The 24,370-nt window shown below is 72.3% G+C and carries 19 protein-coding genes; 11 read left to right on the top strand and 8 right to left on the bottom strand.

From position 1 onward, the window contains the following. Positions 1 to 21 precede the first annotated feature (21 nt). Entirely contained in the window at positions 22 to 537 is a 516-nt protein-coding gene (locus JK364_RS30285; RefSeq protein ID WP_037951675.1) for a hypothetical protein, read from the bottom strand. Positions 538 to 838: 301 nt separating this feature from the next. On the opposite strand from JK364_RS30285, the gene fmt reads away from it, so the two are divergent. The 3 genes from fmt to JK364_RS30270 all read left to right on the top strand — a co-directional run bounded on the left by fmt (position 839) and on the right by JK364_RS30270 (position 5,519). Beyond that, a complete protein-coding gene (fmt, locus tag JK364_RS30280) occupies positions 839 to 1,771 on the top strand; it encodes a methionyl-tRNA formyltransferase (RefSeq protein WP_201854538.1) in 933 nt (310 codons plus the stop codon). 156 nt (positions 1,772 to 1,927) lie between these two features. Beyond that, on the top strand, positions 1,928 to 4,003 hold the full coding sequence (locus JK364_RS30275; RefSeq protein ID WP_201854537.1) for an ABC transporter ATP-binding protein: 2,076 nt from the start codon (positions 1,928 to 1,930) through the stop codon (positions 4,001 to 4,003). Positions 4,004 to 4,046: 43 nt separating this feature from the next. Continuing rightward, on the top strand, positions 4,047 to 5,519 hold the full coding sequence (locus JK364_RS30270) for an RsmB/NOP family class I SAM-dependent RNA methyltransferase (protein ID WP_201854536.1): 1,473 nt from the start codon (positions 4,047 to 4,049) through the stop codon (positions 5,517 to 5,519). Between the two features lie 116 nt (positions 5,520 to 5,635). On the opposite strand, the gene JK364_RS30265 is transcribed toward JK364_RS30270, so the two are convergent. After that, positions 5,636 to 6,589, bottom strand: a complete 954-nt coding sequence (locus tag JK364_RS30265) for a serine hydrolase (protein ID WP_201854535.1) — start codon at positions 6,587 to 6,589, stop codon at positions 5,636 to 5,638. A 148-nt stretch (positions 6,590 to 6,737) separates the two neighbouring features. On the opposite strand from JK364_RS30265, the gene rpe reads away from it, so the two are divergent. Together rpe and JK364_RS30255 are read left to right on the top strand one after the other, a co-directional pair. Beyond that, a complete protein-coding gene (rpe, locus tag JK364_RS30260; protein WP_201854534.1) occupies positions 6,738 to 7,412 on the top strand; it encodes a ribulose-phosphate 3-epimerase in 675 nt (224 codons plus the stop codon). Between the two features lie 135 nt (positions 7,413 to 7,547). Next, the gene (locus JK364_RS30255) at positions 7,548 to 8,537 is read left to right on the top strand and encodes a sugar-binding transcriptional regulator (protein WP_201854533.1); all 990 of its coding nucleotides are present in this window, start codon (positions 7,548 to 7,550) and stop codon (positions 8,535 to 8,537) included. Positions 8,538 to 8,605: 68 nt separating this feature from the next. Here JK364_RS30255 and JK364_RS30250 read toward each other — a convergent pair whose 3' ends face one another. Beyond that, a complete protein-coding gene (locus JK364_RS30250; RefSeq protein ID WP_230992727.1) occupies positions 8,606 to 9,223 on the bottom strand; it encodes a TetR/AcrR family transcriptional regulator in 618 nt (205 codons plus the stop codon). A 91-nt stretch (positions 9,224 to 9,314) separates the two neighbouring features. On the opposite strand from JK364_RS30250, the gene JK364_RS30245 reads away from it, so the two are divergent. From JK364_RS30245 to JK364_RS30225, 5 genes are all read left to right on the top strand, one after another. Continuing rightward, positions 9,315 to 10,055, top strand: coding sequence for an SDR family NAD(P)-dependent oxidoreductase (locus JK364_RS30245; protein ID WP_201854531.1), 741 nt, complete (start codon positions 9,315 to 9,317; stop codon positions 10,053 to 10,055). A 100-nt stretch (positions 10,056 to 10,155) separates the two neighbouring features. Beyond that, complete coding sequence (locus tag JK364_RS30240) at positions 10,156 to 10,902, top strand: IclR family transcriptional regulator (RefSeq protein ID WP_201854530.1); 747 nt, start codon at positions 10,156 to 10,158, stop codon at positions 10,900 to 10,902. Positions 10,903 to 11,201: 299 nt separating this feature from the next. Then, the gene (locus JK364_RS57650) at positions 11,202 to 13,289 is read left to right on the top strand and encodes an NAD(P)-dependent oxidoreductase (protein WP_201854529.1); all 2,088 of its coding nucleotides are present in this window, start codon (positions 11,202 to 11,204) and stop codon (positions 13,287 to 13,289) included. A 256-nt stretch (positions 13,290 to 13,545) separates the two neighbouring features. Beyond that, a complete protein-coding gene (locus JK364_RS30230; protein ID WP_201854528.1) occupies positions 13,546 to 15,210 on the top strand; it encodes an L-lactate permease in 1,665 nt (554 codons plus the stop codon). A gap of 28 nt (positions 15,211 to 15,238) precedes the next feature. After that, a complete protein-coding gene (locus tag JK364_RS30225; RefSeq protein WP_201854527.1) occupies positions 15,239 to 16,465 on the top strand; it encodes an enolase C-terminal domain-like protein in 1,227 nt (408 codons plus the stop codon). 15 nt (positions 16,466 to 16,480) lie between these two features. On the opposite strand, the gene JK364_RS30220 is transcribed toward JK364_RS30225, so the two are convergent. The 3 genes from JK364_RS30220 to JK364_RS30210 all read right to left on the bottom strand — a co-directional run bounded on the left by JK364_RS30220 (position 16,481) and on the right by JK364_RS30210 (position 21,156). Beyond that, positions 16,481 to 17,764 carry a lanthionine synthetase C family protein gene (locus tag JK364_RS30220; RefSeq protein WP_201854526.1) on the bottom strand — a complete coding sequence of 428 codons (1,284 nt, stop codon included), beginning with the start codon at positions 17,762 to 17,764 and terminating at the stop codon, positions 16,481 to 16,483. Further along, on the bottom strand, positions 17,761 to 20,898 hold the full coding sequence (locus JK364_RS30215) for a lantibiotic dehydratase (protein WP_201854525.1): 3,138 nt from the start codon (positions 20,896 to 20,898) through the stop codon (positions 17,761 to 17,763). The genes JK364_RS30220 and JK364_RS30215 overlap by 4 nt, the downstream gene beginning before the upstream one ends. Positions 20,899 to 21,000: 102 nt before the next feature. Further along, complete coding sequence (locus JK364_RS30210; protein WP_201854524.1) at positions 21,001 to 21,156, bottom strand: hypothetical protein; 156 nt, start codon at positions 21,154 to 21,156, stop codon at positions 21,001 to 21,003. 453 nt (positions 21,157 to 21,609) lie between these two features. Here JK364_RS30210 and JK364_RS30205 point away from each other — a divergent pair, with 453 nt between their 5' ends. After that, complete coding sequence (locus JK364_RS30205; protein ID WP_201854523.1) at positions 21,610 to 23,073, top strand: GuaB1 family IMP dehydrogenase-related protein; 1,464 nt, start codon at positions 21,610 to 21,612, stop codon at positions 23,071 to 23,073. A gap of 85 nt (positions 23,074 to 23,158) precedes the next feature. Here JK364_RS30205 and JK364_RS30200 read toward each other — a convergent pair whose 3' ends face one another. Beyond that, the gene (locus tag JK364_RS30200) at positions 23,159 to 23,926 is read right to left on the bottom strand and encodes a DUF2637 domain-containing protein (protein ID WP_201854522.1); all 768 of its coding nucleotides are present in this window, start codon (positions 23,924 to 23,926) and stop codon (positions 23,159 to 23,161) included. Next, positions 23,923 to 24,129, bottom strand: a complete 207-nt coding sequence (locus JK364_RS30195; protein WP_201854521.1) for a hypothetical protein — start codon at positions 24,127 to 24,129, stop codon at positions 23,923 to 23,925. Before JK364_RS30195 ends, JK364_RS30200 begins: the two co-directional genes overlap by 4 nt. Positions 24,130 to 24,370: the final 241 nt, after the last annotated feature.

The following is a 24,370-nucleotide window of genomic DNA, read 5'->3' as shown; positions in this document are numbered from 1 at the left end:
GGGATGGCCGGGGGCCGGCCCCTAGAGGGATGGCCGGGGGCTCGGGAAAGCGCTCGGGCGGGGGTCCTCGCGGAGGGACGGGGTCGACTGCGGGGGGACCGTGCGGGCGGCGGGCACCGAGGGCAGCGGGGCGGGCTCGGCCGGACGGCCCGTGGACGGTTCGCCGCCCTCGGCCGCGCTCTGCGCGGCGGCCCGGCGGGCGCCGTAACGGCGGTGCACCGCCTGCTTGGTGACGCCGAGCGCCGAACCCACCGCGTCCCAGGAGAAGCCGAGCGAGCGGTCGAAGTCGACCGCGGCCGTGACCAGCGTCTCGACGCTGTCCCGCAGTTCCTGGGCGAGCCGCACGGTGGGGGCCGGGGCGCGTCCGTACACCACGAAACCGGCGGACGGGCCGGTGCGACGGGGGCGGTAGACATTGCCGAGCTGGGCGGTGAGCGTACGCAGCGCGTCCACCTGGCGGCGGACCCGCTCGATGTCCCGGACCAGGAGGTGCAGGCTGGCCCGTGCCTGGGCGTCATGAGTTGCGTGGTCGGCCATGAACAAGCCTCTCGAACCGGCGTTGACGGGGGATGGGAGATGGGGGGATGAGATGGGGGAGTTGGAGGGGGAGCGCTGGGGCTGGATCGGGGGAGTCGGACGGACGGCGGAAATGGATCGGGCCGCGACAGCGGCCCGATGCGGTCAATCTGCCTTGACCAACGCGGTACCCGCCCGTCGGTCACGGTCCGGGGCGTGCGGCAGTCCGCTCGTACGCCCCCTCGGACGGCGGACCATAGACTTCAGACGCTGTTCGCGACGTTCCCGCCGTATCCGCTGTGTGAGAGGTAGTTCGCCACCCATGAGGCTCGTCTTCGCCGGTACCCCCGAGGTCGCCCTGCCCGCTCTGGACGCGCTGATCGCGTCCGGGAAGCACGAGGTGGTGGCCGTGGTGACCCGTCCCGACGCGCCCGCCGGACGCGGCCGTCGGCTGGTGGCCAGCCCGGTCGCCGAGCGGGCCGAGGAGGCGGGGATCGAGGTGCTCAAGCCCGCCAAGCCGCGGGATCCGGAGTTCCTGTCCCGGCTCACCGAGATCGCGCCGGACTGCTGCCCGGTGGTGGCCTACGGCGCGCTGCTGCCCAAGGCCGCGCTGGAGATCCCCGCGCACGGCTGGGTCAATCTGCACTTCTCGCTGCTCCCGGCCTGGCGGGGTGCGGCCCCCGTGCAGCACTCCCTGCTGGCGGGCGATGAGATGACCGGCGCCTCGACCTTCCAGATCGAGGAAGGGCTGGACTCCGGGCCGGTGTTCGGGGTGGTCACGGAGCAGGTGCGGGCCACCGACACCAGCGGCGATCTGCTGACCCGGCTCGCCTTCGCCGGTGCGGGGCTGCTCGAGGCGACGATGGACGGCATCGAGAACGGCACCCTGCGCCCGGTGGAGCAGTCGGCCGAGGGCATCTCGCTCGCCCCGAAGATCACCGTCGAGGACGCGGAGATCGACTGGACGGCGCCCGCGCTGCGCGTCGACCGGCTGGTGCGGGCGTGCACCCCCGCCCCGGGCGCGTGGACCACCTTCCGGGGGGAGCGGCTGAAGGTCGTCTCGGCGCGGCCGGTGGCGGACCGTACGGATCTGGAGCCCGGTCTGCCGGCCGTCACCAAGAAGGCCGTGTACGTGGGCACCGGCAGCCATGCCGTCGAGCTGACCTGGGTGCGGCCGCAGGGCAAGAAGCCGATGCTCGCGGCGGACTGGGCGCGCGGGGTGCGGATCGCGGAGGGCGAGCGGCTCGGCGCCTGAGCGGGTCGGAGCCTGAGCAGGGCGCCGTGCCACGATCAGCCGCGCCACGACCAGCCATGCCACGACCAGCCGCGCTACGGACGCGCCGGGCAGGCGGAAGTTGACTTCAACCTAGGTTGAAGTCTTACGTTCCTCACGAGACCTCGGAGGTGCGTGATGGACATGCAATCGACCGCCTGGCATTCCCTGTATCAGACGGCCAATGCCCAAGACGACCGGCGGCCCTTCTCCCGCGAGACGCTGCGCCGCATCGGTGCCTTTGCCCGTCCGCACCGCCGTCAGCTGCTGCTGTTCCTGGTGCTGAGCACGGTCACGGCGGTGCTCGCGGTGGCGACGCCGCTGCTGGCGGGCCGGGTGGTGGACGCGATCGTCCACCGTTCGGAACAGGGCACGGTGCTCCGGCTGGCCGGGCTCATCGCCGCGATCGCCGTGGCCGAGGCGGCGCTCGGGCTGGTGACCCGCTGGCTGTCGGCGAACATCGGCGAGGGGCTGATCCTCGATCTGCGCACCGCCGTCTTCGACCACGTCCAGCGGATGCCGGTGGCGTTCTTCACCCGGACCCGCACCGGCGCGCTGGTCAGCAGGCTCAACAACGACGTCATCGGCGCGCAGCGGGCGTTCAGCGACACCCTCTCCGGGGTGGTCGGCAATGTGGTCACGCTGCTGCTCACCTTTGTCGTCATGATCGGGATCTCCTGGCAGATCACCCTGCTGACGCTGCTGCTCCTGCCCGTCTTCCTGCTGCCCGCGCGCCGGGTGGGCGGACGGCTGGCGAAGCTGCGGCGCGAGGCGGCCGCGCACAACGCCGCGATGAGCACCCAGATGACCGAGCGCTTCTCCGCGCCCGGGGCGACCCTGGTCAAGCTGTTCGGGCGGCCGGCCGACGAGTCCGCCGAGTTCGCCGCGCGGACCCGGCGGGTGCGGGACATCGGGGTGCGGACCGCGATGGTGCAGGTCTCCTTCGTGACCGCCCTGACCCTCGTCTCCGCCCTGGCCCTCGCCCTGGTCTACGGCCTCGGCGGCTGGTTCGCGCTGCACGGGCGGCTCGACCCCGGCGCCGTCGTCGCCCTCGCGCTGCTCCTCACCCGGCTGTACGCGCCGCTGACCGCGCTGGCCGGGGCGCGGGTCGAGGTGATGAGCGCGCTCGTCAGCTTCGAGCGGGTCTTCGAGGTGCTCGACCTCGAGCCGCTGATCAAGGAGAAGCCGGACGCCCGGGAGGTCCCGGAGGGGCCGGTGTCCGTCGAGTTCGACCGCGTCGGCTTCGGCTACCCGGCCGCGGACAAGGTCTCCCTCGCCTCCCTGGAGGAGGTCGCCACCCTGGACACCCGCGGTGGCGTCCCGGTCCTGCACCAGCTGTCCTTCCGCGCCGAACCGGGCCAGATGGTCGCGCTGGTGGGCTCCTCCGGCGCCGGGAAGTCGACCATCGCGCAGCTGCTGCCGAGGCTCTACGACACCGACCACGGCGCCGTACGGCTCGCCGGGGTGGACGTCCGCGAGCTGACGGCCGACTCGATCCGCGCCACCCTCGGCATGGTCACCCAGGACGGCCATCTCTTCCATGACTCGATCCGCGCCAATCTGCTGCTGGCCCGGCCGGAGGCCACCGACGAGGAGCTGTGGGAGGTGCTGCGCCGGGCCCGTCTTGAGGGGCTGATCGCGGCCCTGCCGGACGGTCTTGACACCGTCGTGGGCGAGCGCGGCTACCGGCTCTCCGGCGGTGAGCGCCAGCGGCTGACCATCGCCCGGCTGCTGCTGGCCCGGCCCCGGGTGGTGATCCTCGACGAGGCCACCGCGCATCTGGACTCCACCTCGGAGGCGGATGTCCAGGAGGCGCTCGGCGAGGCGCTGGACGGGCGCACCGCGGTGGTGATCGCCCACCGGCTGTCCACGGTCCGGGCGGCGGATCTCATTCTGGTCGTGGAGGACGGGCGGATCGTGGAGCGCGGTACGCACACCGCGCTGCTGGCCGCCGGGGGCCGCTACGAGGAGCTGTACCGCACCCAGTTCGAACAGCCGGCGACGGTGGGCGACGGATCCGCCCTGGACGGAGCGAGCGGGTCCGGCGCGGCCGTCGCCCCCACGGCCGTCGCCCCCACGGCCGTCGCCCCCACGACCGCGGACGGAACGACCGTGGACAGAATGATCGCGGACGGAACGACCGCGGACGGGACCATCGTGGACGGAGCGGCCCTGGACGGCGGCCCCACCACCGCCGACGCCCCGGCGACGTAGGCTGGTCCCTTCAGCCCGATCCGTCCCCCGGAGCACATTTCCCGTGACCGACCAGCCCCGTCGTCGCCGTCCCCACGCCCCGAACCGGCCTGGCAAGCCCTACCGCCGCCCGCAGAAGGACCCCGTGCGGATCCTCGCCTTCGAGGCGCTGCGGGCGGTCGACGAACGGGACGCGTACGCCAACCTCGTTCTCCCGCCCCTGCTGCGCAAGGCGCGGGAGAGCGCGGAGGCCGGCAGCGGGCCGCGGTTCGACTCCCGGGACGCGGCGCTCGCCACCGAGCTGGTCTACGGCACCCTGCGCCACCAGGGCACCTACGACGCGGTCATCGCCGAATGCGTGGACCGCCCGCTGCGCGAGGTGGATCCGCCCGTGCTCGATGTACTGAGCCTCGGCGCCCACCAGTTGCTCGGGACCCGTATCCCTACCCACGCCGCCGTCTCGGCGAGCGTCGAACTGGCCCGGGTGGTGCTCGGCGACGGCCGGGCCAAGTTCGTCAACGCCGTGCTGCGCAAGATCGCCACGCATGATCTCGACGGCTGGCTGGAGCGGGTCGCCCCGCCGTACGACGAGGACCCCGAGGAGCATCTGGGCGTCCGCCACTCGCATCCGCGCTGGGTCGTCTCCGCGCTGTGGGACGCGCTCGGCGGCGGCAGCGCCGGTATGGAGGAGCTGCTGGCCGCCGACAACGAACGGCCCGAGGTCACCCTCGTCGCCCGGCCCGGCCGGTCCACGCCCGGGGAACTGCTGGACGCGGTCGGCGAGCAGACCGCGGTGCCGGGCCGCTGGTCGCCGTACGCGGTACGGCTCACCGAGGGCGGCGAGCCCGGTGCGCTGGAGGCGGTGCGCGACGGGCGGGCCGGAGTGCAGGACGAGGGCAGCCAGCTGGTGGCCCTCGCGCTGGCGAACGCCCCGCTGGAGGGGGACGACCGGCGCTGGCTGGACGGCTGCGCGGGCCCCGGCGGCAAGGCCGCGCTGCTCGCCGCGCTCGCCGCGGAGCGCGGTGCCTCGCTGCTGGCCGCCGAGAAGCAGCCGCACCGGGCCCGGCTGGTGGCCGGGGCCCTGGCGGGCAACCCCGGGCCGTACCAGGTGATCGCCGCGGACGGCACCCGGCCGCCGTGGCGCCCGGAGTCCTTCGACCGGGTGCTGGTGGACGTCCCCTGCACCGGCCTGGGCGCCCTGCGCCGCCGCCCCGAGGCGCGCTGGCGGCGCCGCCCCGAGGACCTCGAGGGCTTCGCCCCGCTCCAGCGCGGGCTGCTGCGGGAGGCGCTGGCCGCGGCGCGGATCGGCGGGGTGGTCGGCTACGCCACCTGTTCCCCGCATCCGGCCGAGACCCGGGCCGTGGTCGAGGACGTCCTCAAGGGGCGGGGCGGCGCGGCCGTCTCCGCGGAGTGGATCGACGCCCGTCCGCTGCTGCCCGGGGTGCCCGAGCTGGGCGACGGCCCCGACATCCAGCTGTGGCCGCACCGGCACGGCACGGACGCCATGTATCTGGCCCTGCTGCGCCGCACCGGCTGACCGCGCTCATTTCCGGGGCCGGTCCTGCCGGTTCAGTCCTGCTGGGCCGGTCCTGCCGGGTCACTCCTGCCAGGCCAGCGCTACCGGGTCACTTCTGCCGGGCCGGTCCTGCCGGGTCAGTCCTTCGGGACCGCCGGAAGCGCTTCCTCGGGCCGGTCGGTCGGGGCGTAGCGCGTAACGGCGTAGGCGGTGGGGGTGAGGTCCCTGTGCACCGCGCGCGCCACCGCCTCGATGGTGGCCACCCCCGCCTCCATGGTGCGGTTGCCCTGGGTGAGCACGGTGAGCGTGTAGTCGTGGCCGCCGCCGGTGAAGGCGCCGATGCTGTGCACCCGCCAGCCGTGCGTGGACCGCTCCAGCCAGCCGTTCTTCACATGGATCCGGGTACCGCCCGGGGCGCCGGCCGGGGTGCCCCAGCGCTGTTCGGGGATGACCTTGCCCATGAGGGAGAGGACGCATGCGCGGGAGCCGTCGCTCAGCACCGTATTGGGGTGGGTGATCAGGTCCAGGAGCCGCTCCTGGTCGTTCGCGGTGATCCGGGTGAGGCCCCAGTAGCCGTCCTTGCCGGGCACGGTCGCGTCCATGCCGGCCGCCCGCACGAACGCCTTGACCCCGGAGGGCTTGAGCTGCTTCCACAGCTTGCTGGTCGAGGCGTTGTCCGACTTGGTGATCATGGCCTTGGCGAGGGTCTTCTCGCGCTTGGTCAGCCCCCGGTGGTGCCGCTGCGCGTCCCACAGCAGCGTCCCCAGGACCGTCACCTTCACCACGCTCGCGGAGTCGAACCCCTGGTTCGCGCGCAGGGTGCAGCGGGTGTGGGTGGTGTGGTCGCGGAGGCTGATCGCGACGGTGCCGGACCGGCCGCGCAGCGCGCCGGCGATGTCCTTGGACATCTTTCCGGCCAGTCCGGACTGGTGCGAGACGCAGACCGGCCGCGGTGCCGTGGCCGCCGCGGCGGAGGCGACGGAGGCGGCGGAGGCGGGCCCGGCCCCGGCGACCGGCGCCGCGACGACGGCCGCTGTGAGCGCCGCGCACACCGCGGTGCGGGGGTGCCGGGGTATCCGATCGCTCGTCATGGTGGGTTGCCTGGTTGCGCCCGATGGCCAAGGTTTCTGTCCGACATCTTCATGATCCTGGCTCCATCGGCGTCCGTCGATCCGAGCGGGATCCGGTGATCACATCCCGGCTCCATGGACCGGCGCCGATCGTGGGAGGCTTGGAGCCATGGCCCAGCAGATCAATCCCAGCATCCTGTCCGCAGACTTCGCCCGCCTGGCGGATGAGGCGAAGGCGGTCGAAGGCGCCGACTGGCTCCACGTCGACGTCATGGACAACCACTTCGTCCCCAACCTCACCCTCGGCGTGCCGGTGGTCGAATCGCTGGGCAAGGCCACGGAGACCCCGCTGGACTGCCATCTCATGATCGAGGACCCGGACCGCTGGGCGCCGCAGTACATCGAGGCGGGCGCCGGCTCCGTCACCTTCCATGTGGAGGCCGCGGCCGCGCCGGTGCGGCTGGCGCGCGAGATCCGGGCCAAGGGCGCGCGGGCCTCGATGGCGCTCAAGCCCGCCACGCCCATCGAGCCGTACGAGGATCTGCTGCCCGAGCTGGACATGCTGCTGGTGATGACCGTGGAGCCCGGCTTCGGCGGCCAGGCGTTCCTCGACATCATGCTGCCGAAGATCCGCCGCACCCGGCAGCTCATCGAGAAGCACGGCCTTGAGATGTGGTTGCAGGTGGATGGCGGGGTCTCGGCCGAGACGATCGAGCGGTGCGCCGAGGCGGGCGCCGATGTGTTCGTCGCGGGCTCGGCCGTCTACGGCGCCGACGACCCGGCCAAGGCCGTACGGGCGCTGCGCCACCTCGCCGAAAAGGCGACCGGCACCCCCGGTTCATGAGGCGACGTAGCTACCGGTCGATGAACTCAAGGGTGAAGGCCAAACCAACTCCGCCGTTTCTGACAGGATGAACGGTGAGTCCGGACAGTGAATAGTGAGGAGACCGCGGTGTCGACGGGCCGTTCAGCCACGCGGATGGGACCCGCCGAACTGGTGCAGGCGGCCGCCATGGCGCGCCGCTTCTACCTCGAGGGCAAGTCCAAGATCCAGATCGCCGAGGAGTTCGGCGTCAGCCGCTTCAAGGTCGCGCGGGTGCTGGAGACGGCGCTCGAGCGCGATCTGGTGCGCATCGAAATCCGGGTTCCCGCCGAACTCGACGCGGAGCGCTCCGACGCCTTGCGCGCCCGCTACGGGCTGCGCCACGCGGTCGTCGTGGAGTCCCCGGCCGACGCCGAGGCGGACACCCCGGACCCGGAGAACCTCGGCGAGGTCGCCGCGGACCTGCTGGGCGAGCTGGTGACCGAGGGGGATGTGCTGGGGCTGGCCTGGGGACGGTCCACGATCCACATGGCGGCCGCGCTGCACCGGCTGCCCCCGTGCACCGTCGTCCAGCTCACGGGCGTGTACGACGCGGGCACGGCCGAGCGCGGCTCGGTGGAGGCGGTGCGCCGCGCCGCCGCCGTCTCCGGCGGTGAGGCGCATCCCATCTACGCGCCGATGCTGCTGCCGGACACGGCCACCGCGGACGCCCTGCGCGGCCAGACCGGTATCGCCCGCGCCTTCGAGTACTTCGACAAGGTCACCGTGGCCTGCGTCTCCATCGGCTCCTGGGAGGCCGGGATCTCCACGGTCTACGACATGCTGACGAAGGAGGAGCGGGCCCACTACGAGAGCCTGGGCGCCGCCGCCGAGATGTCGGCCCACCTCTTCGACGCCGAGGGCCGCCGCATCGGCCGCGACCTGGGCGAGCGCTGCATCACCGTGGAGGCCGACCGGCTGCGCCGGATCCCCGAGGTGGTGGCCATCGCCGGTGGCCGCCGTAAGGCCGAGGCGATCGGGGCGGTGCTGAGGTCCGGCCTGGTCACCAGCCTGGTGACGGACACCGCCGCCGCGGACTACCTGCTCGCCGGGACCACCCCCGCCGCCCACCCCGCCCTCGACCGCGCCGACCCGGACGGGCCGTAAGCCCCCCGGGTGGGCCGTAATTCCCCGGACGGGCCCTAAGCCCCCGGGTGGGCGTAAGCCCCCGGGGGTCACGGGTCGGCTCTTGGGGCGCCGAGCATCGCCGATTCGATGATCGCCTGTAGTTCCTCGGTGGTGGCGCCGTCGCGGGCTTGGACAGCCAGCCCGTGGAGCACCGTGGTGTACAGGGACGCGAGGGTCCCGAGGTCCGCGGTGGCGGGGACGTCGCCCGCCGCGACGCCCCGCTCGAGCCGTTGCCGGAAAAGCTCGCGCACGGCCTGTCGGCGCTCGGTCACGAAGGCGCTGACCTCTTCGTTCCGTGCGCTGCCGGCCGCGGCCGCGAGGACGACCATGCAGCCGGGCGGACGCTCGGGGTCGGCGAAGGTGACGATGTTGGCGCGCAGCAGCGCGCGGATGCCCTCGTAGGCCGTCGGCGCCTCTTCCAGGGCACGTTGCGCCGGGGCGCCGACGGTGGACCCGTACAGCTCCACGGCCTCTCGGAACAGGCCCTCCTTGCTGCCGAAGCAGGCGTACAGGCTGGGTGAGGCGATGCCCATCGCGGTGGTGAGGCGGGTCATCGAGGCACCGTCGTAGCCGTACTTCCAGAAGACTTCCATCGCCGTGCGCAGTGCGGTGTCCCGGTCGAAGCCGCGCGGTCTGCCCCGCTGCCCCATGAGCGCTCCCCTCATTTCTGTGTCGATTGTAAAACAAACCTTGTTGACAGGTCCTAGCGGGCTGCTAGATTTCTGTGTCGATCGACACAGAAATGAGGGAGCACACGTGAGTGACCTGTCTGGCAAGGTGGCGCTGGTGACCGGTGGCAGCCGTGGCATCGGGGCGGAGATCGCCCGGACGCTGGCCGGCGCGGGAGCGGCGGTCGGCCTGACCTATCGCAGCGCGGCGGACCAAGCGCATGGCCTCGCCAAGGAGATACGGGCGAACGGCGGACGCGCCCTGGCCATCCAGGCGGACAACGCGGACTCCGAGGCGGTGCGGGCGGCGATCGAGACGACCGCGGCCGAGTTCGGCGGCTTCGACATCCTGGTCAACAACGCGGGGGTGTTCCCGTCCGGGCCCCTGGACGAGGTGACGCCGGAGGAACTCGACCACACCCTGAACACCCACGTCCGAACGGTGTTCACCGCGTCACAGACCGCGTCCCGGCACATGACCGACGGAGGCCGGATCATCAACATCGGCAGCTGCCTGACCGAACGGCTGCCCGGCCCGGGAATGACCCTGTACGCGATGAGCAAGTCGGCGTTGAAGGGCCTCACCAAGGGGCTGGCCCGGGATCTGGGCCCGCGCGGAATCACCGCGGTCGTGGTGGATCCCGGCCCGACGGACACCGACATGAACCCGGCCGAGGGACCCGCCGCCGACTTCCTCCGCGGATTCATCGCCGTCGGCCATTACGGGCACGCACGGGACGTGGCCGGCATGGTGGCCTACCTGGCCGGCCCCGGCGGCCGCCATGTCACCGGCAACTCCATCCTGGTGGACGGCGGTTTCGCCGCCTAGGGCCGAGGGCTTGAGCGGGCCCGTGAGCAGGGTTAATGTCAGCACCCTGCCCACCTGCTGGATGAGATCGAAACCCCCGGGGGGCCCGACCATGACAGCCGTGCCGAATTCGGTTCTCGGGAAGGCCGTGGCGCTTCTGAACGCCTACGAGCCCGGTGATGAATCGCTGAGCCTCGCGGAACTCCACCGGCGGACCGGTATCCCCAAGACCACCTTGCACCGGTTGCTCGGCGAGTTGGGCGAGTGGAAGGTTCTCGAGCGGACCCGCCGGGGGTACCGCCTTGGCATGCGGATGTTCGAGTGGGGCCAGCTCGTCTCCGTCCAGCGCTCGCTGTGCGACGCCGCGGCGCCGTTCCTCGCCTGCCTCTCCGAGGCGACGCATGCCACCGTGAATCTCGCGGTGCCGGAGGGGCCCGACGTGGTCTACATACAAAAGATCAATGCCCTCGACGAGCCTCGGCGGCCCCCACGCGTGGGCGGCCGGCTGCCGATGCACTGCACGGCACTCGGCAAGGCCATCCTCGCCCATGGCCTCCCTGGCCGACTCGATGCCCTGGTATCGGGCGGCCTGGTCGGGCAGACCTCACGCTCAGTGCGCGACCTGGTCGCCCTCCGCGCGGAAATCGAGCGCGTGCGGGCGTGCGGCTTCGCGGAGGAGCGCGAGGAGGCTGTTGTCGGGGTCGCGTGCGTAGCCGCCCCGGTCCGGAACTCGAGCGGCGTGGTGGTCGGAGCGATCTCGGTCGCCGGGCATCCGGCGAAGATCGACGCGGGGCGGGTCTGGCCCACACTGCGGGCCACGGCGCTGGGCCTGTCGCGCAACGTGGGCAGGCGCGGGCCCGGCTGGTGAAGCGCGGCGGCACCCCGCGACGAAACCCGCGCCCCACGGACTGAGACAGTCCGGAACCTCATACGGCCCGGCCGCCCCCGCTTCGGTGGGGCGGCCGGGCCGTAATCGTTGCGCGCGATCGCCGGATCAGCCCCGCGATCGCCGCACCAGCCTCCTGTTCCGGTGACCGGAACACATCGTGGCGGGGTGCCCGGCGAGCTCCATAGTGAACGCGCCGCGGACGGCCGGCGGCAGGCCCGTGAAGGAGCAGCCATGAACGTCATACGCACCAGCGTCACCACCCCCGGAACGGAGAAGTGATGGACGCCGCGACGGCTCAGTTGCTGCCCGCGGACTCCACGCGTTCCGTTCTCGTCGGACGGGTCTGGGACCCCGAGACGGGAGGCCCCCGGGTCGTGACCGTCCGCGAGGGCCAACTCCTGGACCTCACCGACGAGTTCCCGACCGTCGCCGGGCTCGTGGAGCATGCCGCACCCGCGCGTACCGTCGCGCGGGCCGCGGCACCGGTCCGCTGGTCCCTGAAGGACGTCGCCGCCTCGTCGGCGGGTGCGGACCCGGACGTCCCGCGGCTGCTCGCGCCCATCGACCTACAGGTGATCAAGGCATGCGGCATCACCTTCGCCGAGAGCCTGATCGAGCGGGTCATCGAGGAGCGCTGCCGCGGCGACTTCAGCCGCGCCTCGGCCGTCCGCGGCCTGGTCATGGAGGCTCTCGGCGGAAGCATCGCGGCGGCGCCGGGGTCCCCGGAGGCGCTCCGGGCGATCGAGGTGCTGACCGCACAGGGCATGTGGTCGCAGTATCTCGAGGTAGGCCTGGGCCGCTATCCGGAGGTGTTCACCAAGGCCCCCGTCCTGTCGTCCGTCGGCCACGGCAGCGCCATCGGCATCCCGTCCTTCTCCGAATGGAACAATCCGGAGCCGGAGCTGGTACTCGTCGTCGACTCCGGCGGGCGCGTCAAGGGAGCGACGCTCGGCAATGACGTGAACCTGCGCGATGTCGAAGGCCGCAGCGCACTCCTGCTGGGCATGGCCAAGGACAACAACGCCTCCTGCGCCGTCGGCCCGTTCATCCGTCTTCTCGACGACGACTTCACCCTGGACGTCCTCCGCGACGAGGAGATCACCCTCCGGATAGCCGGACGAGACGGCTTCCGCCTGGCGGGCCACAACAGTCTCTCCCGCATCAGCCGGACATTCGAGGAGCTCGTCGGCGCGACGTACGGGGTCCACCACCAGTATCCGGACGGTTTCGCCCTCTTCACCGGAACGCTCTTCGCTCCCACCCAGGACCGGGGGGAGGAGGGCATGGGGTTCACTCATCGGCCCGGCGACCGGGTCACCATCAGCAGCCCGCACCTCGGCACGCTCATGAACACGACCGCGCCCACGGAGGATCTGCCGCCCTGGGAGTTCGGCCTCCGCGCCATGTCCACGTACCTGGCGGGGCTCGGACCCGCGCGAACGCCTATCAGTGATCCTGCCGTGGTCCTCGTACCCCACGCCGACTGCGCCTCGGTCCTCGCCGAAGTGCCCGGCCTGCGCCCGGTCGTCTACGATCCCCGGTCCGCGCTGCCCGCCGAGGCGCGCACGGCGCGGGTGCTGGTGGCCCCGTTTCTGATGACCCCGGGAATCACCGCGCTCACCGACGGAATGCCGGATCTGGAGCTGGTGCAGCTCCTCACCGCCGGGGCCGAGGCCTGGATCGGCCGGCTGCCCGAGGGGGTCGCGCTCTCGGACTGCCGGGGCGCTCACGGCGGCGCCACCGCGGAGTGGGTGGTGTCGGCGCTGCTCGCGGTGTACCGGCACCTGCCGCGGTTCGGCCGGGCCCAGGACGAGGGGCGCTGGGACTACCACCGGACCGAAGAGCTGGCCGGGAAGAAGATCCTCATCGTAGGGGCCGGTGACGTGGCGGAGAACACGGTCCGCCGGCTGGCGGGGTTCGAGGTGAGCACCACGCTGGTCGGCCGGCGCGCCCGGGACGGCGTGCACGGAATGGACGAGCTGCCGGCCCTGCTGCCCGAGCACGATGCCACGGTGCTGGTCGTCCCGCTCACCGAGGAGACCCGCGGCATGGCCGACGCGGAGTTCCTGGCCGCGATGCCGGACGGCGCGGTGCTGGTCAACGGGGCGCGCGGCCCGGTCTGTGACACCGACGCGCTGGTCGCCGAGCTGGACTCCGAGCGGCTGCGGGCCGCGATCGACGTCACCGACCCGGAGCCGCTGCCCGAGGGGCACCCCCTGTGGAAGGTGCCAGGTCTGCTGCTCACCCCGCATGTGGCCGCCAGTGTGCCGCTGACGATGCCCCGGGCCTACGACGTCGCGGCGGAGCAGCTGCGCTACTTCGTGCGAGGCGAGGAACCGCCGAACGTGGTGCACGGAACCTACTGACACGGCGCCTCCTGGGCGCGCTCAAGAACAACGTCATCTGTCTTGACGTGATTCACCTCCGCGTACACAATCCGACTTACATAACAGACGGCGTCTTAAATATAAGACGCCATACAAGCGGAATTTGTCGCGACGAACGGCTCGCCGGGCGCGGCCGTCGGCTCATGCGCCGTGAGGTCCGCCTGCTGGCTCGGGCCCCGAACGCCCCTACCGATTACTCCAGTTCCTCCTCCACCAACGCTGCCGGAGGTCCGTCATGTATCACCAGCCCACCGCCCCTCTGGGCGGATCCCTAGGGTGGTCGGCCCTGATCGCCGCCATCCCTCTCCTGCTGCTGTTCCTGCTTCTGGGCGTGTTCCGGGTCCGGGCGTGGATCGCCTCCGTCACCGGGTTGCTCGTCGCGACCGCCGTGGCGATCGGTGTGTACGGGATGCCGTTCGCCACCACGGTGTCCGGCGTGGCGGAGGGGGCCGTCTTCGGGCTGTTCCCTGTCATGTGGATCGTGGCCAACGCGATCTGGGTCTACCGGATGACCCGCGACAGCGGGGATTTCGACCGGTTGCGCGAGGCGTTCTCACGGGTCAGCGACGACCGCCGGATCCAGGGTCTGATCATCGCGTTCTCCTTCGGAGCGCTGCTCGAGGCGCTGGCCGGTTTCGGGGCGCCGGTGGCGATCTGCTCGGTGATGTTGGTGGCGCTCGGGCTGTCGGCCATGCGTGCGGTGACGGTGTCGATGATCGCGAACACCGTGCCGGTGGCGTGGGGCGGTGTCGGGCTGCCGATCATTACGCTCGGTCAGGTCACCGGGATTCCGACGGACACGCTGAGCCAGGCCACCGCCCACCTCGTTCCGGTGCTCGCGCTCTTCGTCCCGTTGTTGCTGCTGGTGGTGCTCGACGGCGCCCGGGGTGTGCGCGAGGTGTGGCCCGCGGCGGCGGTGGCCGGTGTGTCGTTCGCCGTCCCGCAGTACGCGGTCGCGACCTTCGGCCCGATCCAACTCGTGGACATAGTCGCCGCATTGACCTCGGCCGGATCCGTTCTGCTGTTGACGCGGTTCTGGCAACCGCGCCGCTCGGACCACTCGGCCCGAGTCGACGCCGAGGCGCCCGGTGGTGGAGCCCCGGCGCCAACTGGCGGCGGCGCGACCGGCGTTCTCACCGCTCCGTCCCGCGTCTCGCCGTCCCGCGTCGACGTCTTCCGCGCCTTCGCGCCCTACCTGGTGATCATCGTGTTGTTCACCCTGTCCGTGATCCCGAGCGTCAAGGGCGTGCTGAAGGCCGCGACGGTGACGTTCGAATGGCCCGGACTCGCGGTACGGACACCACAGGGCGAGCCGGTGGCGCTCGCGACCTACAAGTTCGACTGGCTCGCCACCCCCGGGACGGTGCTGCTCATCGCGGGCGTCGTCATCGCGATGATGCTGCGGATCAGCACCCGCTCGGCGCTGCGGGCCTACGGCCAGACCCTGTCGCAGCTGCGCGAGGCCGCGGGCACCGTCATGGCGGTGCTGGCATTGGCCTATGTGATGAACCTGTCCGGGCAGACCGCGACACTCGGCCTGTTCCTGGCCACCGCGGGAAGCTTCTTCGTCGTCCTGTCACCGTTGCTCGGCTGGTTCGGCACCGCCGTCACCGGCTCGGATACGTCGTCGAACTCGCTGTTCGGCGCGCTGCAGGTCAGCGCCGCGCAGGGGACCGGGATGTCGCCGACCCTCGCCGCGGCCGCCAACACCGCCGGCGGGGTCCTGGGGAAGATGATGAGCCCGCAGAACCTGGCCATCGGAGCGGCGGCCGTCGGTCTGGCGGGGCGCGAGGGCGAAATCCTCCGGCGGGTCCTCGTCGCGTCCGCGGTGCTCGTGCCCGCGCTCTGTCTGCTCGTCTACCTGCAGTCGACCCCGATCCTCGGATGGCTCGTGCCGTGACCGGGACTCGGCACACACACCCATGCACATGGACACCGGCATCGGAGGCAATCCCATGATCGACGCGCGGATTTCATCGGTACGGATGAGGGAGGTCAGCGCCGTGCTCGCGGCCGGTTCGCCGCATCGCGCGGCCCCGCCGCAATCTCGTCCGCTCAGCATCTACCCGGCGTTCCACACCGGATCCGCGGGCCAGGTGCTGCTGTCCGATCCGCATCGCAGGACCGCCAGGTACCTCGAGATCGCGACCACGGCCGGTGTGACCGGCCGGTACGGGCCGCTCGACCACGATGTGGTCGCCCCGTTGGCAGAGGGCATGGCGAGCGGATTGCTCGGCCTGAACCCGATGGCGAACGGCTATATCTGGGATGTGCTGCAGCGCACCGACCGGCACTCACGCCACGGAACCCGCAAGATGGCGATGAGCGCCGTGGACAACGCGCTGTGGGATCTGCGGGGCCGTTTGACCGGCGTTCCCGTCTGGCAGCTGCTCGGCGGGGCCGGTCGCACGCGGATCCCGGCCTACGCCAGCACCCACGGCACGTTTCATTCCGAGGGCGAAGTCGAGCGCACGGCGGAGGAACTGCTCGACGAGGGCTACACCGCCCAGAAGTGGTTCTTCGGCGAGGGGCCCGCGCAGGGCCCCGAAGGAATGGAACGCAATATCGCGCTGGTCGAACGCACCCGGGCGGCCGTCGGCTTTCGATCCGCCCTGATGTTCGATGCCTTTATGAGCTGGGACCTGCCCTATGCCCGGGCCTGGTGCGCCCGGGTGGAGCACCTCCGGCCGGACTGGCTGGAGGAGCCGTTCCCGGCGGCGGCGGTCCCGTCGTTCGAGCAACTCCGTTCCTCGACCACTATTCCATTGGCGGCCGGTGAGCACCTGTACGACCGGTACGATCTCCTGCCCTTCCTGCGGAAGGGGCTGCTGAGCGTGGTGCAAGTCGATCCGGAATGGTGCGGTGGGGTGACCGAAGTGGTGCGCATGTGCGCCATGGCCGAGCCGTTCGGCGTTCAGGTCTTTCCGCACGGGCACGGTATTCACGCCGCGCTGCATATCGTGGCAAGCCAATCGCCACAGCTCTGTCCGTCTGTCGAGTACCTCTACCGCTTCACTCCCGAAAAGCACTACTTCGAAGTCGAACCTCCCGCCCCGAAGGGCGGGGCGATCCCGCTGCCCACCCGCCCGGGATTCGGAATCGAAATCGACGAAGATCGAGTGGAGACGGACAAGGAACTCTTCGCGTTTTCCTGACCGCGACCCGCCGGATCACACCAGAAGCAGGGCGGCGTCCCATGGCACATCACCCTCGGCGGTTCCGGCGGGCGGCGTGCTCCGGCCGAGCAGGACGAGGGCGACGCCCGCCGCGCCCTCCAGGAACGTCGGCGCGTCCAGCGGCTCCGGCCGGTGCGATGGCACCGGCGCGGTGGGAAAGCCGAAGGCCGCGCCGGGGTCGAAGCGGGCGCACAGCCGCTCGGCGATCTCGTCCGCCCGCGCGGACAGCGACGGATCGTCGAGCTCGTCGGCCATCCGCCCGGTGATCCGGGCCAGCCCGGCGAGGCCGTGGCACAGTCCGGGGTCGTCCAGCCCCCGCAGTCCGCCGGGGCGGGCGAAGACCGCCCTCATCGCCTCCGCCGCGGCGTGCACCCAGGCGTCCTCGCCCAGCGCGACTCCGGCGAGGTGGAGCGCGCGGGCGATTCCCGGAGCGCCGTAGCACCAGCTCGCGCGCCCCGGCTCCAGGGCCGGCCGGGTGGGGGCCGACTCCTGGTCGGCGGAGACCGTACCGGGCCATCCGGGGCCCGCGTCCGGGTCCTCCTGGCGCCAGCTCATCAGCCACCGGGCGATACGGCGGACGGCCATGTCGTGGCCGGGGACGCGCAGTCCGCGCGTCCAGCACAGGGACAGCAGCGCGAGCGGCCCGGCGATGCCGTGGGCGAGGCCCAGGTCGAGCACCCACTCCCGCCGCCGCGGGTCCACCGCGGCGGGCCACGGGGGGCTGAACCAGCCGGGCAGCGGCCCGGCCCCGGCCTTGCCGGGCTCGGTGAGGGCGACGAGATACCGCAGCACGTCGTGGACCGCTTCGGGGTCGGACGGCTCGGCGAGGAAGTACCGGCCGAGGCCGGTCACACCGGAGACGACGTCGAAGTCGCCCCGGTCCGCCCCGGGGGCACCGGATTCCATCCGGCCGTACTCGGCGTCGAGGACCTTTCCGAGACGATGCCGCAGGGCCGCGTCCACCCGGCCCCGCACGGTGGCGTAGTCCCGGGGCGAGCGGGCGGCGTGCTTGGCGGCGAAGCCGAGCCCGGCCAGCCCCGTGATCAGCCCGGAACCCTTGGCACCGGCGAACCCGGCCTCCGCCGCCAGCAGGGCGTGGACGGTCGTGCGCAGGCCCGGGTCACCCCTGCTCAGCTCACTGAGCAACAGTGCCGCCCCCGAGGCGCCCATGCCGAGCCCGGCAGCGGCGAAGTCCCCGGTGGCGTGGTCGCGGACGCGGGCGGCGATCTCGGCCGCCACGGTCCCGGCGTCCCACCGTCCGGCTGGTGCCGCCGTCATCCGAGGTGCCTCCGCCGTCCGTGTTCGGCCTGGGCGAGGCCGCGCGCCACCGCCAGCGAACGGGCCTCGGAGGTGTGTGAGGTGCCGATGAGCCGGTTGTGGTGCATATGCAACACGCTCGCCAGCACCGGTCCGTCGGCGGCGGCGGAGGCATAGGCACGCATGGCGGCCGCCCTGGCGTCGAGGGCTGCGAGCACGGCGGCGGCGCCTTCGGCGGGGAACGCGGCCCGGAGTCCGCCGTCCAGCAGGCGCAGTGCCGCCGCGCGCCCTTCCCGGAAGTAGGCGTGGTGCTCCTCGTCCCGCGGGTTCCGCAGCCACCAGTCGGTCCACCGGTCGCCGTGGACCTGGCGGGCGAGGTCGAGGTAGTTGGCGGCGGCGAGCACCCGCGGCTCGACGGTGACCGCGCCGGCCGCCCGCAGGCGGAGCTGTTCGAGGGCGGCCACGCTGTCGTGGTGGAAGACCGTCTCGGCGGCCTCGATGGCCTCGTGGCCACCGTAGCGGTGGGTTTCGGGTTCATAGCCGTCGATGACGAACGCCCCGGCCAGGCGCAGGTCGCGCAGCTGCTCCACCCAGTCCAGGACACCCGGCAGCAGCTCGCCGTGGAGCGTGGCGGGGTCGCCGTGGAACCGCAGCCGCAGATGGGAGCCGGCCGGATCGGCGTAGCGGATGAAGAACCAGCGGTCCACCGCGGGCGGCAGGGCCGCCAGCAGCCGGGGCAGCTGCTCGGTCAGCACCTCGTCCTGGCGGCCCGCGTAGGTGTAGAGCTTGCCGTAGAGCCAGGCGCGGCTGTGCCGCGGGACGGGCGGACCGACCGGGCGGATCCGCCGCGCCGGAGCCCGGACGGCCGGGGGATCGCCGGGCGCCGGGCGGGCGGGCAGCAGCGGAATCACCAGCTCACTGCTGAACGCCCCCGCGTCGGTGGCGAGCCAGCCGCCGCCCGCCCCCGCGTCCTCGGGAGTCTCGTACGCCGTCACGTCCTTGCCCCGGCGGAGCTCGCGGCGCAGCACCATACGGTGGAGCGGGGCGGTCAGATCGATCTCCACTCGGTGGTCGCCCCCGCCGACGGCGACCCGGTCGGGCACGTTCCAGCGCGCCCGCCAGCCGTCCAGGTGGCGCTCCCACTCCGCGTCGGAGAGGGCGGAGTCGAACAGGCCGGGGTCGGTCAGCCGCCATCGGGCGGGGGCGAGGACCGTCCTGCCGAACCGGACGCGGGGCAGGTGGGGAAGTGTGGACAGGGGCCCCCATGTCCACACGCACAAGGGCCAGCTCCCCATCGCCGGCACCTCGCGCAGCAGCCGGACCGCCGCGGGGGCACGCCGCGGGTCGAGCATGGTCGGAACCCGGGGGTTGATCTCCTGCCCGGTCGAGGCGTCCACGAGATACAGCCGGTCCAGGTCGGCGGCCAGCGCCAGATCGCCCATTCCCCGCACGGCGGGCGAGGCGCGGTCCGCGAAGCAGCCCACCGCGACCCGCTCGGTCCAGAACGGCCGAACGCGGGCCACATTGGCGTCGCGCCCGCTCAGGGGCAGGAAGTCCAGGTGCGCCTGGAGCGCGCCGTCCCGGGCCGAACCGTCGGCGGAGCGGCGCGCCAACTCGCCCACCGCCGCCACGTCGTCGAGGAGATAGGCGAACCGGCCCAAGAGCGCGCCCGGTGCCGGCGATCCCGTCGCCGGGGAGAGCACGAGCGCGAAGTCGCCCGCTTCGAGGGACCGCCGCGAGGGGGCGGTCAGATGGGCGCAGAGCTCCATCGCGGCCGGGGGCGGTGCCCCGGAGCCGCGCAGCCGGTCGAGCGCCGCGTCGTCGAGCACCACCTCGCGGTCACCCGACGCGATCGCCGTGAGGGCCAGCTCGGCCAGGAACTCCTCCCGGGCCCGGTCGCGTTCGCTTCGCTCACCTCGTTCCGCCGTGCGCCGCTCGCTTCTGGGATGGTCGTAGCCGGCGGGCGGGCCCAGGCCGGTCTGCGGGTCGAGCACGTCGGCGAGCGGCACGGCCCGGTCGGTGCCATAGCGTTCGACGAACGCGTCACGGTACTCCCGCAGCTCCGGCGTCGGCACCGTGTCGGGGGCGGCCAGACACAGCGCCGTGGCCGCGCGCTCCGCCTCCCGTAACACCTCCCGGTCCAGGGCGACTTCGGCGTCCAGCCGCATGTCGACCTGGATCGGCCGGTCATCGGAGCGCAGGCCGCCCATCGCGTCCAGGGCCGTCTGCCAGCGGCCGAGCCCCGCGCCGAGGTTTTCCGCGCCGTACTCCGCCAGCAGGTCGCCGATGGCGGCCAGTTCGCGTGCCTTGCCGGCCCGGCCCACGGCCTTGAGCACCTCCACCGCGTACCGCAACGGGTCGGTCTCGCCGAGCGGGGGGCGCAGCTCGGTGAGGAGGAAGCCCTGGCGGACGAGCTCGACGAGAAGCCCCTCCTTGGCGGACGCGGGGACGTTCGGGTACGCCTCGTCGAGGACCTTCAGCAGGTCCCCGGCCGGGCAGGGGCGCCGGGTGGCGGCGAGGATGGTCTGCACGGCCGCCGTGTGGCGTACGGAGATCTCCTGGGCGCTCCGCCCCTCGCGCCGCCGTTCGCCGGCGGCCGGCTCATCGGGGTCGGCGGGGTCCTTCGCGTCGTAGCCGCAGGGGAGCACCCAGCGCTGCCCGCGGGCGAAGCCCAGGTCGTTCGCCACGATGCGCAGCGCCCGCAGCACCTCGAGGTCGCCCTCCCAGGCGGTGAGGACGCCGGAAAGCCAGCCGCCGTCCGGGCGCGCCGCCTTGCGGTGCCGGGTGCCCAGCCGGACCCGGCAGCCCTCGCCGAAGGACACCGGGGCGACGCCCGCCAGGAGCCCGAAGGGGGTGGCGCGGCTGGCGCCCCGCAGGACGTAGCGCGTCGCCGAGAGCGTGAGCTTGCGCAGGGCGCCGGCCTTCATCGGCGCGCCGGTGCGCAGCGCCTCCACGGCCCGGTGCAGTGAGGGGCTGGAGACGGCGAGGGCCTCCTCGACCCGTCCGTCGGAGAGGAGCGCGTCGATGTACCGGCGGACCTGTTCGCGGTCGCGCGGGTCGATGTGTGCGCGGGTCCCGGTGGCCGAGTGGGGGAGGAGCGGGACACGGAGCATCCCGGTGGGCTCCGCGTGGAACATCGCGTGGTCTCCGGACATGGTGTCGTCTCTCCCGTTCACGCTCGGCACCGCCGGGCATTCCGCGGTCGGCGGGCCGCACGGGGTCCGGGCACCGGCCCGGACCCCGTCCGGTACTACTTACTAGCCACAGGTCGGCGGGACGACGGTGCACGCGAGGATGGACACCGTGGGATAGGAGGCGCCCTTCACGGCCGTCGGCTCGTCGAGCCGGACACGCACGTCCAGGTCGAACTCCGACGTCTCCTTGACCGACTCGGCCGGTACGGCAACAGACATGGTCAACTCCTTCGTTGGAGGGGCGACGGCAGCCGTTCGCACCCAGTGCCGCTCGGGCACACCTCACCAGGTCGGCACGCGCGGCTCCCGTTCGCGGATTCGCGTACCGGACGCCCATGACGGGCGCCCAGACCCTGTGTACGCGATCCACCTGCGGTTTCGGCAGCTCGGACGGCGCGTTCTGGCACTTCTCCCAGAAACCGGCGGACAACGGCACCAAAGAGCCCGAAACGCCGTCCAGGCGTTGGCGATCATGGCCCGGCGGCGGCCGCGGGCCATCGGTCACTCGCCCTCGCGCGGGCGCTCGGGTAACGTTTCGACGTAAGGCAGGTTGCCTGCCGGCACCGGAGCAGCCCCCGCAGCGCCTCTTTGGAGGACTCTATGAACGCGGGGGTCTTTTGTTGTGCCGCTGTGGGAGTGACCTGCGTCGTTTCGCGTGAAAATGTGAGACTCATGCGTTTCCTCGAGCCCGGTACGGGGCGCCGTGTGGAATCTTCCCCGGCTCCCTACGACCTGACGTACGACGATGTGTTCATGGTGCCGAGCCGCTCCGCGGTCGGCTCCCGCCAGGGAGTGGACCTGTCGGCCCCCGACGGCACCGGCACCACCATCCCGCTCGTCGTCGCCAACATGACCGCGATCGCCGGCCGCCGCATGGCCGAGACGGTCGCCCGGCGCGGTGGCCTCGTCGTCATTCCGCAGGACATCCCGATCGACGTCGTCACCGACGTGGTCCGGTGGGTCAAGAGCCGCCATCTGGTGCTGGACACCCCGATCGTCCTCGCCCCGACCGGCACCGTCGCCGACGCGCTGTCACTGCTGCCCAAGCGGGCACACGGCGCGGGCGTGGTCGTCGAGGACGGGCGTCCGGTGGGTGTGGTGACCGAGTCCGACCTGACCGGGGTGGACCGCTTCACCCAGTTGTCCGAGGTGATGTCGCGGGAGCTGATGGTGCTCGACGCCGGCATCGACCCCCAGGAGGCGTTCAGTCGCCTCGACGCCGCCCACCGCAAACTGGCGCCCGCCGTGGACGCGGACGGAAAGCTGGCGGGCATCCTGAGCCGCAAGGGAGCGCTGCGCGCGACGCTCTACACGCCCGCGGTGGACGCGGCCGGCCGGCTGCGGATCGCGGCCGCCGTCGGGGTCAACGGCGATGTGGAGGGGCGTACGAAGGCGCTCCTCGACGCCGGGGTGGACACCCTCGTCGTGGACACCGCCCACGGTCACCAGGAGTCGATGATCGGCACGCTCAAGGCGGTCCGGGCCCTGGGGCCGCGGGTGCCGGTGGTGGCGGGCAACGTGGTCGCCGCCGAGGGGGTGCGCGATCTCATCGAGGCCGGTGCCGACATCGTCAAGGTCGGCGTCGGGCCGGGGGCCATGTGCACCACCCGCATGATGACCGGCGTGGGCCGGCCGCAGTTCTCCGCGGTGATGGAATGCGCCGCCGAGGCGCGGAAGTTCGGCAAGCACATCTGGGCGGACGGCGGTATCCGCCACCCGCGCGACGTCGCCATGGCGCTGGCCGCCGGGGCGTCCAACGTCATGATCGGCTCCTGGTTCGCGGGGACGTACGAGTCACCCGGCGACCTCCAGCACACCGCCGACGGCCGCCCCTACAAGGAGAGCTTCGGCATGGCGTCGGCGCGCGCGGTGCGCAATCGCACCAGCGAGGAGTCGGCTTACGAGCGGGCCCGCAAGGGGCTGTTCGAGGAGGGCATCTCCACCTCGCGCATGTTCCTGGACCCGGCCCGGCCGGGCGTCGAGGACCTGATCGACTCGATCGTCGCGGGCGTGCGCAGCTCCTGCACCTACGCGGGCGCGGGGTCGCTCGAGGAGTTCCACGAGCGGGCCGTCGTCGGCGTCCAGAGCGCCGCGGGCTACGCCGAGGGCCAGCCCCTCCACGCCTCCTGGGACTGAGCCGGCGCCTCGGGGGACCGAAACAGCGCCACGGCCCCACTCGGCTCGGGTGAGTGGGGCCGTGGCGCTGTGGTGTGACGGTGTCTCATCTCGCCATTCCACGCTGCTCACCCCGGGTGCGGGGCAGCGCGTGGCGTGGCGGGCTGGTGAGGGTGATCTGCCGCACCAGCTGGTGGAACGAGACCAGCGCGGCGACCGGGGGAAGACCGGCCACGGCCATGCTGGGCGCGTTCCTCGGGGCGTGGGCGACGCACAGGAACACCGCGATGGTGGAGAAGAGCACCACCACGCCCCAGGAGTGCGCCGCGCCCCGCCGGTGCAGGGCGGCCCGCAGCACCGACAGCGAGGCGACCAGCCAGGGTCCGTAGACCAGCAGGGGCCACCACGCCGCCATGGACTCCGAGGTGCTCGGGGAGGCCAGATAGCGCAGCGGGCGGTAGGAGATCATTCCGCCGAGTACGCTCAGCATGGCGACGATGACCGTGGTGACCGCCGCGAAGATCAGGCTGATCACATGCAGCCACGGCATCGTCGGCAGCCGGAAGCGGACCCGGCGGCGCTTGCCGCGCCCCCGCACATGCGCGGGGGAGGGGGCTCGCAGGGGGGTGACCGGTGGTCCGATGGGACCGGTGGTGTGCACCGCCTCCTCGGCGGAGGACGTCTGGAGCAGCCGGGCCAGGTCCCCCTCCAGGTCCCAGCGGCTCTCGATGGTCTCCGGGTCGGGCAGGGGGAAAGGATTCATCTCATAATCGGCCGCCACCTCGAACCGGTCCCCGGGAGGGGGCGCGGGGGCGTGCCGGTGGCCGGTGGGAGGGGGCCCGTAGCCGCCCGGCCTCGGCTCGGTGTACGTCATGCCTTGACGCCCGGTTCTGTGGTATCGGAGCGCTGGAGGAAGTCCGCCTCGATCCGGCCCAGCGTCCGGATGAAGTCCTCCCACACTCTCGCGCAGTATTCGAGCGGGTAGCGCTCGCTGTCACCCCCCTGGTCACGAGGCCGGAACACCGGTTCGGCAGCTAGGCGGGAGTGATCGGGTGGTTGCAGACTGTCAGTGGTCACGTCCCCACCAACGACCGCTAAAATGGTGCAGTATCGCGGCATTCGGGTGAAACGCGCGCTGACAAGCTCAGTGTTTCGCAACGATTCACCGTCGCGCGCCCCCGCGCGCAACGTTGCGACACGTATGCGCAACCATGGTCCATTACGGCCGTCGGCGGACGGCTCATAGGGTCTTGCGCTGACGTGGAGTGGCGGAGACCGGCTGCTCGGCGATTCCCACCTGCGGGTTTCCTTCCCGGGT

The sequence above is a fragment of the Streptomyces endocoffeicus genome (assembly GCF_016741935.1).
Lineage (GTDB): Bacteria > Actinomycetota > Actinomycetes > Streptomycetales > Streptomycetaceae > Streptomyces > Streptomyces endocoffeicus.
The sequence above is the reverse complement of the archived record's forward strand: the minus strand, read 5'-3'. Positions and strand labels throughout refer to the sequence as shown.